A 9,687-nucleotide genomic window follows, 5' to 3' on the forward strand; every position below is an offset into this window, starting at 1 on the left:
CTGAGTAAACCTGGTGCTAGTTCTTTATGATTGGGAACTGATAAAATGGGTTTTGATTCGTGCCAAAGTATGATATGACTTCCGGTTTGATGATCTACAGCATAGCCAAATTTTTCAAATATTTTGACTGTTTGTTTACCGGAAATATTTGATAAGCGTCCTATTTATAATAATACTTCTTCTACAAAAGATTGAGACTCTTTAGTTACTTATGGTTTACCATGTTTTTCTAATACGTGAAGATAGCCTTTGATAGCATCTTTGATATTTTCAATTGCTTCATCTAAGCTTTTACCTTGACTGACACAACCAGGAAGTTCTGGTACTTCAGCAACGTAACCTAGATATTCTGAATCATAGGTGAATATTACTTGAAATTTCATACAGGAGGGGTTTGTATATTTGTGTGCTGATTATTAATATATCTAATTTTCTTGGCTAGTTGTTCGAGGATTTGATTTTGTTCGGGTGATAATTCTTAGGTGAGGTGAATGTTTCCAGGTGTATCTGTGATGGTTCTATTGTCTTCTCTTATTTACATGATAGTTGGTGATGGTTGGGTGAGATGATGGGAACAGATACAGGGTTTTTGCGTTGTAATTTAGCGTTATTAATATTGTTGGGTTTCCTTGTGTCAACCCAACCTACGCAGTAATTTTTATTTTCTTTCATGAAACTAATTCATCAATTTTTGCTATTTCATGATTTTTCTGATTTTGATAAAATTCTTCAAACAAGGTAAAAAATCTATCTACTGCACTTTTTTCATCTGCTGAATGGAAAAGAAGAATACTTGACCATAATTGACCTGTTTCTACATTAAATTTGTGTCTTATCCATTGTAAAAAAGTTTGAAATTCTGTTTCTTCTGCTGTTAAGGGAATACCAATTTCTCGACGTGCAAAATAGTATCCATCTAAAAATGCTTGTAGGTTAAAAATAGAATTTTTACCTAAATACATTGCCGGTCTTTTTTGATCTTTTGCAGTAATTTGTAGAGATTATCCATGTTTAACTCACTAAATTTCTAGGTTAAAAGTAAGTTTCTGTGATTTGAAACTCTAATCCTGCATCTAAAATAGGTGAATAGAGATTCTGTATCCAGCTTAATCGGGTAATGCCTTGATGGTGAATATTGTCAAAAACAAGTTCTCCGTCATTTATCTCAATTATAACACCTTCATGATGACCTGTGGTGGCAATCAATTCTCCAATACTATCATCATAAATTCTGCCATAAATTGGATCTTGAGAATTTGTATCTATTTTAATATGTTTTCCATGAATACTTTGTCTGATTAAAAACTCTTTGATTGCTCTAGCACAGGGAATACAATCAAATATTCCGTAACTTCTGGCAATTGCTATAATTTGTTGATAGATGATATCCTCTTTATTCAAAATCACTCCGGTTGTCAAATTTTAATATTTCTACCCTAATTACTACTGATTGATAGTTAAGGGAGTATTAAGTTATTTTTTATATTGTAAACCAGAAGATGCACAAAATAGGATTTGATTTTGTTCGGGTGATAATTCTTCGGTGAGGTGAATGTTTCGGTGGTGTATCTGTGATGGTTCTATTGTCTTCTCTTATTTACGTGATAGTTGGTGATGGTTGGGTGAGATGATGTGAACAAATACAGGGTTTTTGGGTTGTAATTTAGTGTTATTAATGGTGGGTTATGTTGTTGTTATATCCACCATATAAGACTTGATTATTGCTGTCCAAAAATCGGTAATTTTGGCATATTTTTCAATCCATCAGTTAAGCTAACAAAGAAAGATGATATTGGTGACATTGGTAAAGTTAATATTTCTACTTCTTTTGTTTCTGTTGTTTCTATAAATCTGCTTGTTAGTGCTGTTTCAACTTCTGGTATTTCTTGTAACAAATCGCCCAAGTCTAGTTTACCTCTGAAAAGTAATTCAATAAGTGGATAAAAATGTAATAAAGTATCGTGTAATTCGGGATCAATATCTCTACCACGTATAAAATCTACTCCAGTTCGCCATTTCATCTCTTCATCCCACCTCAAGTTTTCTTGAAGCAGTTTATCGGCTACTTGCGGGAAATCTCTATTTAAATCAAAATATATTACTGGAACTCCATAGGTTCTTTTAACTAAACTGTTAAACACAGTATTTTTATTTCTACTAACTTTGATTTGAAGACCTACAGGATAACCACCTTTATGTTTTTTACCCATCTGCAATTCTTTCATAGGGTCATCTTTTTTAACCCAAATAATATCTCTTTGGGTATCACTCGGATTATATTTTGTATTGTAAATACTATTATGTTTTGTGCTAACTAAACCTGTTCCTACTGCAATATATTCATCTAAACTCTCAACTTGTCTACCTCTTCTAGCATAACTAGCCCATAAACGATTTCTCTTGATATCTTTATTACATCGACGGACAATTAATGCCTCAGCCAATCTACCTAGTAAATTCATCACTTCTTGATGTACATTTCCATCTCCACGTTGACCAGGTTTAACATACTGAAGTTTTAATTTTTCATGATCTACTTTTACAATACCTAAATCATTTGCTAATAAGTCTAACAATTCTTCTCCTACTAATCGCTTCACAATGTCTATAGATTGAACTTCATATAAAAACTGTTTCAAAGGTTGGATATACCGAGAATCAAGAGTTCCATCACTACGTCTAATAGCTACTACAATATCATAATCATTCATGGCATTTCTCCTTCAAAGTTACTGTCTATTTCACAAGACTAAATCTTATTGTCCCACAACAAAACCGCAAATCTACGCAACAAAACACAAAATTATCCGCGTTTATCTGCGTACATCTGCGGTTAAAAATTCTTAATGCACCAACTCAATAGCCCGCTTAGTCAACGCCTCCGCAGTCAAGCCATTAAAAGCCATCAACTCACCGGCACTTGCGGTAGTTTCCCCACGCTTCCAGGCGAAAGAATCACGCTTAGAATTACTGCGTAACATGATCGGTTCTAACATCGCCGCAGCCCCACCTGTAACACCAATTAAGGCATCTCCACCAAACAATTGCTCAAAATCGGCATCACTTAAAAAACCGTTATCTGGTTCAGAACAAGTATCCCAAGCAGTATCATGAGGACGATATAAACGGCGGGGATTGATAATAGAAACAATCTTCACTCCAATACCTTCAGTTTCTAAAAAAGCCGCCGCTTCAAACACAGGAATTAAAGTCAAATCGCCAATTACAGCAAATACAACTGTCTTCCCACCAGCGACTTCATGTAATAACACCGCACCATCATTTAAGCCTTTTTCAGTTTGGGCAAAGGTGCTACGAATTGGCAATGGAGACTTACTAGCAGTAATGACAATGCCCTTATTTTTTGTTTGCAAAGCCCAGTCATAACAGACTTGAATACTGTTAGCATCTGGGGGAAATAATGGGAAAACATTTCCTGTTCTCATCAAAGAAGCAAAATAAGCTTCAATTTCTGGTCTTTGGTGAGTCCAACCGTTGCGTCCTTGTTCTAATGCCCCGGCTGTAAATAATGTAATGGTCGAGGGAGTTGGACGGCGTAATTCTGCCATTGCTTGGGTGACAGTTTGCCAAATTGGTAAACCATTGATAGCAAAAGATTCGTAAGAACACCACAAAGTTCTCGCACCCATTAAAGATAAACCAGCCGCTAAACCTGCACAAGCATCTTCGCTCAAAGGTTCGTAAACTTGACCTCCTGGGGCTTGATGATAGGTATCATCTGTGGTGGGGTGAATGATTTTTAATGCTTCATTAATATTACCAATTCCTGAAGCGGCGTTACCATCGGCGTTAGTCACGAGGAAATTTTTATCTTTATTTCCTACTACTCCCACCAACTTACCCATGACAGTTGTAGCAACTTGAGGAACTGCCCCAACTTTATATTCTTCTAATGGTAATTTACCTAAATCTGCTAAAGGTAATTCAAATTCTGTCACCACAGTTTTAGCCGCCGGTCCACCTCCTGCACGTTCGGCATTGGTGCGGACTGTTTGCCATGCTTCTACAGATAAAGCCCGATTTTTTAATGCTGTAATTATGTGGGGTGCATCCAATGTATCTTTAGGATAGAGGTTGTGTGATTTTGCACCTAAATCATGGACTCCTGCACCTTTGAGTTGTTTGATAATAAATACGGTCAATTTACCGCTAAGTGCAGAACGTGCAGCTTTATCCATGCCTACTAATACCGCTTTGGTAAATTCTAGGCGGTTGGCAAAGGAAAATGCGGTACTATCAACATATTCACCGGCTTGATTTTGGTCGTCAAAATCTTTAGCATTGACTAACACAACTTCGGCAAAACCGTTACCTTGCCAATAGGCTATCATCTCTGCGTTGGTTTTCAGAGATACCATGCTGTGGTGTTCTTGGCTGTAACCGTTCCACACTAATACGGGTAAGAAGTTGGTGACGGTGGGGTAAGCGGTGTTGAAATGCGCCATTGAACTCATGATATAGGGTTCACCCAGTCCCCCGTCTCCCACGGTGAAGGGGAAGAGTTTATCACGGTGCAAGAGTGCTGCGGCCATGGCAAAATGTTGTCCTTGTCCCAGGGGTCCAGCCGGTGCGAGAATACCGGGAATGTAGCCGGATAGGTGTCCTAATAATCCATGCTTTTCTCGAAAGCGATCGCGCAATTGTTGTACTGTAGAAATGCCCATGTCTTCTAAGGAACGGTCTAAGAACATGGCGCTATAAAAACCGGGGGCGTGATGTCCGACTTCGGTGATAATGTTTTTATGTCCCAGCATGACCAAAGCTGCATAAGCTTCCGCTTGGCTGGCAAAACCGCCGGGATGTCCAGAAGCCTTACTAGCAGTGACTTGTAGGGTTAGGTAGCGCAGGGCATCAGCCGCGAGTAAGGTTTGATATACTGCATTTGCATCTGTTGGGGATGCGATCGCTACTTTACCAGATTCTATAACTGGATTTGCACCATATTTTTCAAAATTTGGCAATGCTTCCCCAAAATATTGTATCCCTTCGCAAAAATTGGGAACTGCGGAAGCTGCCTTTGTCGTAATTGCTGTCATGCTGAGTACCTTAATAAAATCGTAAAAACTTGAGTTTCTGGTTTAATGTAATCAAAATTTTACATCTTTGAGGATCTAATAGTTAATTGCTTTTTTGCAACATCACCATAAGTAGGTTAAATAGTTACCCCAAATAATTACGATTTTTCGGTTATTCTGTCTTTGTTTGAAGAATACTGATTAAATGAACCACGAAGGAGCGAAGTACACGAAGAAAGAAGGGAAGAAGGAAGAAAGGTAATTTTTCATTGGGGAGGGGGTAGTTTGATAAAATAAGGGTTAATACCAATTTTATGTGAGGCTGCATAGGATAATAATTATCCATATTTATCTGCGGTCAATTATTCTGGAAATCTTATTATCTTAATTTGATATCACACAGTTATCGTCAGCCAGTCAGAGTCATTGTGAAAAATCGTCAGTTATTGATATTTAAATTGTACTTAAAGGTTGTCGTCAGCAAATTTATCAAAAGCAGGAGATTGAGAATAAGTTGATGATTTTTTAGATTTTTGTTTCTTGCAAAGTTCTAATTACCCCCAGAGGGTTTATAGTTAAAGTTGAGTTATTCTCTAATTACTTGTGTGATCATATCAGGAGAAATGTATGCAAATACTACCAGGACCAAAAGTACCATCTACTATTCAAGTTTTAAACTGGATATTCAGACCCATGAGTTATCTGAGAGAATGTGCTAAAAATTATGGAGAGCTTTTTGCTCTAAAATTACAGAGTAATTTACCACCAATTCTATTTGTTCATTCTCCTGAAGCTATGCAGCAGGTATTAAGTAATGATCATAAAGAGTTGGAAGCACCAGGAGATTTGAATAGTATTTTTGAATATTTATTGGGCAAAAATTCTGTTATTAGTCTTAGTGGTAAAAACCATCAACGTCAACGTCAATTAATTATGCCTCCTTTTCATGGAGAAAGAATGCGAAATTATGCCGAATTAATTGAAAGCATTACCACAAAGACTATCAATAAACAACCAAAAAATCAACCTTTTAATATTAGAAATGTTTCCCAAGAGATTACTCTTCAGATCATGATGGAAGCTGTTTTTGGCATTTATGAAGGAGAACAAGCTGACAAACTCAGAAATCTACTTTGTGAAATTATTGAACAAAGTAGTGTTCCTTGGAGAGTTTCTTTTCTCTATTTTCCTAAATTGAAAGATGTAATTGGTATTTCGGAACTCTGGAAACAACAAATAAAGAAACAGGAAAAAGCTGACCAACTCATTTATCAGGAAATTCAAGAAAGAAGAAAAAACTTTGATCCTCAGCGGACAGATATTCTCACTTTACTAATGTCTTCTAGAGATGAAGATGGTCAACCTATGAATGATGAAGAATTAAGAGATGAATTAATGACTTTATTATTCGCAGGTCATGAAACTACAGCTACAGCGATTTCTTGGGCTTTTTACTGGATTCATAAACTCCCAGAAGTTCGCGAAAAGTTATTAGCAGAATTGGATAGTTTAGGAGAAAATCCTGATTCTAATACTATCTTTAAATTACCTTATTTAACGGCTGTTTGTAATGAAACATTAAGGATTTATCCTGTAGCAATGCTAACTTTCCCTAGAAAGGTAAAAACACCTATTTCTATTTGCGGTCATCAACTTGAACCAGGTACAGTTATCATGGGTTCAATTTACTTAACTCACCAACGGGAAGATATTTATCCTGAACCTCAAAAATTCAACCCAGAACGCTTTATCGAAAGACAATTTTCTCCTTATGAATTTATTCCTTTTGGGGGTGGTTCAAGACGTTGTATAGGTTTAGCATTTGCTCAAATGGAAATGAAATTAATATTAGCTAAAGTTTTGAAAACATGGTCAATGCAATTAGTTGATACCCAAGAAATTCAACCTCAACGTCGGGGTTTAGTTACAGGTCCAAATGGTCCTATTAATCTAGTAATTGAAAATCTCCGTCAACCAGCATCTGTAAAGTTAGAAAAAGCGACTGTTTAATACAGCATATTAGCAAAATGCGCCAAACTAGTACCGCAGGGCGGAATTAATCATTAAAAATTTAAAAAGCATATTAAGCAGGCTTTTCAGGTATTTTTAATGGTTTGGTTATTTCCGCCTTGTTGTACTAGATTATGTGCTAATAACCCACAGATTTATCTTAACGGGTAACAAGGTGGCTAAACAGCTTGTTTCATAAAGGATAAACACCCTTTAAAACCTCTTTTTTAGTCACAGGAGTTAAATAAGAATTACTATTAGCAACTGATTAAACTATCAAATAGACATCTGTATCTGAAAAATCAATTGTTAATATCTTGTTATCGTAAAAACCGAATGGGGTGAGATATGTACCTATTAAGCTATTTAAGCTATTTAAACCATCATCAATAATTTTATAATTACTACTCCATAAAGGAATAACCATATTACCTCCTGATGTTGACTCCATTTCCTCTAAAGTCAGTTTATGAAAAAGTCTATTCACTTCAACAGAACTTAATTCAGTATTCATGATTGCAGCCATTGTCTTAATTTACTAATCCAGAAATGAGCAGATATGAAAATTTATGAGGGGTAAAATCTGTGAAAACAAAAACCCTAAAAAAATGTTTTACCCTCAACTATAAATTTTGTAATTACACATGATTAATTACCAAGAATTTATGATAATGTATATAGCCCTGGAATAGTCTATAGTGTTGACCTTATTATCGCGGATGGTAGTGCTCTTATCTATGCCGTTCCTGTCATTTTGTGAACCAATTAAGTTTCCTGTCATAGCCGATATAAAATAATTATTAATACTCCCACCACTACCACCCGATACAATCTCTGCTTCAGTCGGCGATAGTTCACGAAAAAGGCTTTCGGCATTATTAGATTTTAAGTCTGCAATTACTATTTTCTTCATTTTTTTTATGCTCTTACTCAAGAGTTAGTTTTTCTTTTATGTTTTGTACATAACTAAATTTAAAATAATCTAAATATTCGATAGATATAAAGCTTTATGCACATGAAATTAAGACATAAATCACAGAGTTTTGTCTGAAAATTTCACCTTTATATGTTGAAATTATTAAATTAACATGATAGGATATTTCAATATCAAAAATATTTTTAGATGTTATGTAAAGACATAAACCACAAAATTTTGTCTGAAAATTTCACCTTTATATGTTGAGATTATCACATTAAAATAATACAAAATTTTAAAATAGTAAAGTTTGATGCACCTGCTTTTAGGACATAATTCCAAGAATTTTGTCTAGAAACTTATACCTTTGATAATAATTCTTGGGACATATTTCCCTGTTGACATCTTGCAACCCTAAACTCTCATCCTGGCTTCTATCACCGATAACTCGTGTATTTATCTGCAAAGATGCTATTATCATTTAATCACCAACATATTTTTGATATTTGACGTATCAAAATTACGTACAAAACCAGAAACAAGATCCCGTATTTCTTGCATAGATTGGGTATCCATATTCTTTTTAACTAATTGTTATTAAAATTTTTAATAATTTAGTTGCAATTTGCTGTAAATATAATAATATGAAAAAACCAGGTTTTTCTGTCATAAAAATATGCAAGAATACGATGTTATCATTATCGGTGCTGGACACAACGGCTTAGTTTGTGCAGCTTATTTACTCAAAGCAGGTTATAGTGTCCTACTACTAGAAAAACGTTCCGTTCCTGGTGGTGCAGCGACAACAGAAGAATGTATCCCAGACAAAGCACCAGGATTTAAATTTAACTTGTGTGCCATTGACCATGAATTTATCCATTTGGGTCCAGTTGTTGAAGAATTGGAATTAACAAAATATGGCTTAGAATATCTAGAATGTGATCCAGTTGTCTTTTGTCCTCACCCCGACGGTAAATATTTTTTAGCTCATAAATCATTAGAAAAAACCTGTGCAGAAATCGCTCGTTACAATGAACGAGATGCTAAAAAATATGCCGAGTTTACAGATTATTGGCAACGGGCAATTAACGCCATGATTCCTATGTTTAATGCCCCACCAAAATCAATTATAGATATTTTTGGCAACTACAATTTTCAACAAGTTAAAGATTTATTTTCTGTAGTGGGTTCTCCAGCCAAAAGCTTTGATTTTGTGCGGACAATGCTCAATAGTGCTGAAGATATTCTCAATGAATGGTTTGATGAAGAATTTTTGAAAGCACCCCTATCTAGATTAGCATCAGAATTAGGTGCGCCACCTTCTCAAAAAAATCTCGCAATTGGGGTAATGATGATGGCCATGCGTCATAATCCTGGTATGGCTAGACCTCGCGGTGGTACGGGTGCTTTGGTGCAAGCATTGGTGAAATTAGTTAATAGTAAAGGTGGGGTAATTCTCACAGAGCAGCACGTGGAAAAGATTTTAATTAATGATGCTACAGCAGAGGGTGTGAGGGTGGCTGGTGGTCAAGAATATCGGGCTAAATATGGAGTAATTTCTAATATTGATGCTCAAAGATTATTCTTACAAATGACTGATAAAAATGATATTGATGCAGTTGATCCTGATTTATGGGAAAGGTTAGAACGCCGCATTATCAACAACAATGAAACTATCCTGAAAATAGATTTAGCATTAGATGAACCTTTGCATTTTTCTCATCA

At 35.6% G+C, this 9,687-nt stretch carries 9 protein-coding genes and 1 pseudogene; 2 read left to right on the forward strand and 8 right to left on the reverse strand.

Features of this window, described 5'->3' with window-relative positions; genetic code table 11:
• The 6 genes from FJR38_RS29105 to FJR38_RS20675 all read right to left on the reverse strand — a co-directional run.
• A partial coding sequence (locus FJR38_RS29105; RefSeq protein WP_168539313.1) for a type II toxin-antitoxin system HicA family toxin occupies nucleotides 1-164 on the reverse strand: 164 nt, incomplete at its 3' end.
• A gap of 45 nt (nucleotides 165-209) precedes the next feature.
• Entirely contained in the window at nucleotides 210-383 is a 174-nt protein-coding gene (locus tag FJR38_RS20655) for a type II toxin-antitoxin system HicB family antitoxin (protein WP_168539125.1), read from the reverse strand.
• Nucleotides 384-668: 285 nt separating this feature from the next.
• Entirely contained in the window at nucleotides 669-962 is a 294-nt protein-coding gene (locus tag FJR38_RS20660; protein ID WP_168539127.1) for a hypothetical protein, read from the reverse strand.
• Nucleotides 963-1,032: 70 nt separating this feature from the next.
• Entirely contained in the window at nucleotides 1,033-1,401 is a 369-nt protein-coding gene (locus FJR38_RS20665; protein WP_168539129.1) for a papain fold toxin domain-containing protein, read from the reverse strand.
• A 317-nt stretch (nucleotides 1,402-1,718) separates the two neighbouring features.
• Nucleotides 1,719-2,711: a hypothetical protein gene (locus tag FJR38_RS20670; RefSeq protein WP_168539131.1), complete on the reverse strand. Its 993-nt coding sequence runs from the start codon at nucleotides 2,709-2,711 to the stop codon at nucleotides 1,719-1,721.
• A 132-nt stretch (nucleotides 2,712-2,843) separates the two neighbouring features.
• Nucleotides 2,844-5,057, reverse strand: coding sequence for a phosphoketolase (locus tag FJR38_RS20675; protein ID WP_168539133.1), 2,214 nt, complete (start codon nucleotides 5,055-5,057; stop codon nucleotides 2,844-2,846).
• A gap of 606 nt (nucleotides 5,058-5,663) precedes the next feature.
• On the opposite strand from FJR38_RS20675, the gene FJR38_RS20680 reads away from it, so the two are divergent.
• Nucleotides 5,664-7,046: a cytochrome P450 gene (locus tag FJR38_RS20680; RefSeq protein WP_168539135.1), complete on the forward strand. Its 1,383-nt coding sequence runs from the start codon at nucleotides 5,664-5,666 to the stop codon at nucleotides 7,044-7,046.
• Between the two features lie 268 nt (nucleotides 7,047-7,314).
• On the opposite strand, the gene FJR38_RS20685 is transcribed toward FJR38_RS20680, so the two are convergent.
• Together FJR38_RS20685 and FJR38_RS20690 are read right to left on the reverse strand one after the other, a co-directional pair.
• Nucleotides 7,315-7,572 carry a hypothetical protein gene (locus FJR38_RS20685; protein ID WP_168491937.1) on the reverse strand — a complete coding sequence of 86 codons (258 nt, stop codon included), beginning with the start codon at nucleotides 7,570-7,572 and terminating at the stop codon, nucleotides 7,315-7,317.
• Between the two features lie 126 nt (nucleotides 7,573-7,698).
• Nucleotides 7,699-7,959, reverse strand: a complete 261-nt coding sequence (locus FJR38_RS20690) for a hypothetical protein (protein ID WP_168491934.1) — start codon at nucleotides 7,957-7,959, stop codon at nucleotides 7,699-7,701.
• A 679-nt stretch (nucleotides 7,960-8,638) separates the two neighbouring features.
• Between FJR38_RS20690 and FJR38_RS28705 the strand changes: the two are divergent.
• Nucleotides 8,639-9,687 (forward strand): annotated as a pseudogene (locus FJR38_RS28705) (phytoene desaturase family protein); the annotation flags it as partial.

Origin of the sequence: Anabaena sp. UHCC 0253 (assembly GCF_009712085.1) — a bacterium.
Taxonomy (GTDB): Bacteria; Cyanobacteriota; Cyanobacteriia; order Cyanobacteriales; family Nostocaceae; genus Dolichospermum.

Excerpts from the sequence above, each read along its gene's own strand:
- FJR38_RS20655 (WP_168539125.1), bottom strand. The coding sequence starts at position 383 with ATGAAATTTCAAGTAATATTCACCTATGATTCAGAATATCTAGGTTAC.
- FJR38_RS20660 (WP_168539127.1), bottom strand. The coding sequence starts at position 962 with ATGTATTTAGGTAAAAATTCTATTTTTAACCTACAAGCATTTTTAGAT.
- FJR38_RS20670 (WP_168539131.1), bottom strand. The coding sequence starts at position 2,711 with ATGAATGATTATGATATTGTAGTAGCTATTAGACGTAGTGATGGAACT.
- FJR38_RS20675 (WP_168539133.1), bottom strand. The coding sequence starts at position 5,057 with ATGACAGCAATTACGACAAAGGCAGCTTCCGCAGTTCCCAATTTTTGC.
- FJR38_RS20680 (WP_168539135.1), top strand. The coding sequence starts at position 5,664 with ATGCAAATACTACCAGGACCAAAAGTACCATCTACTATTCAAGTTTTA.
- FJR38_RS20685 (WP_168491937.1), bottom strand. The coding sequence starts at position 7,572 with ATGGCTGCAATCATGAATACTGAATTAAGTTCTGTTGAAGTGAATAGA.
- FJR38_RS20690 (WP_168491934.1), bottom strand. The coding sequence starts at position 7,959 with ATGAAGAAAATAGTAATTGCAGACTTAAAATCTAATAATGCCGAAAGC.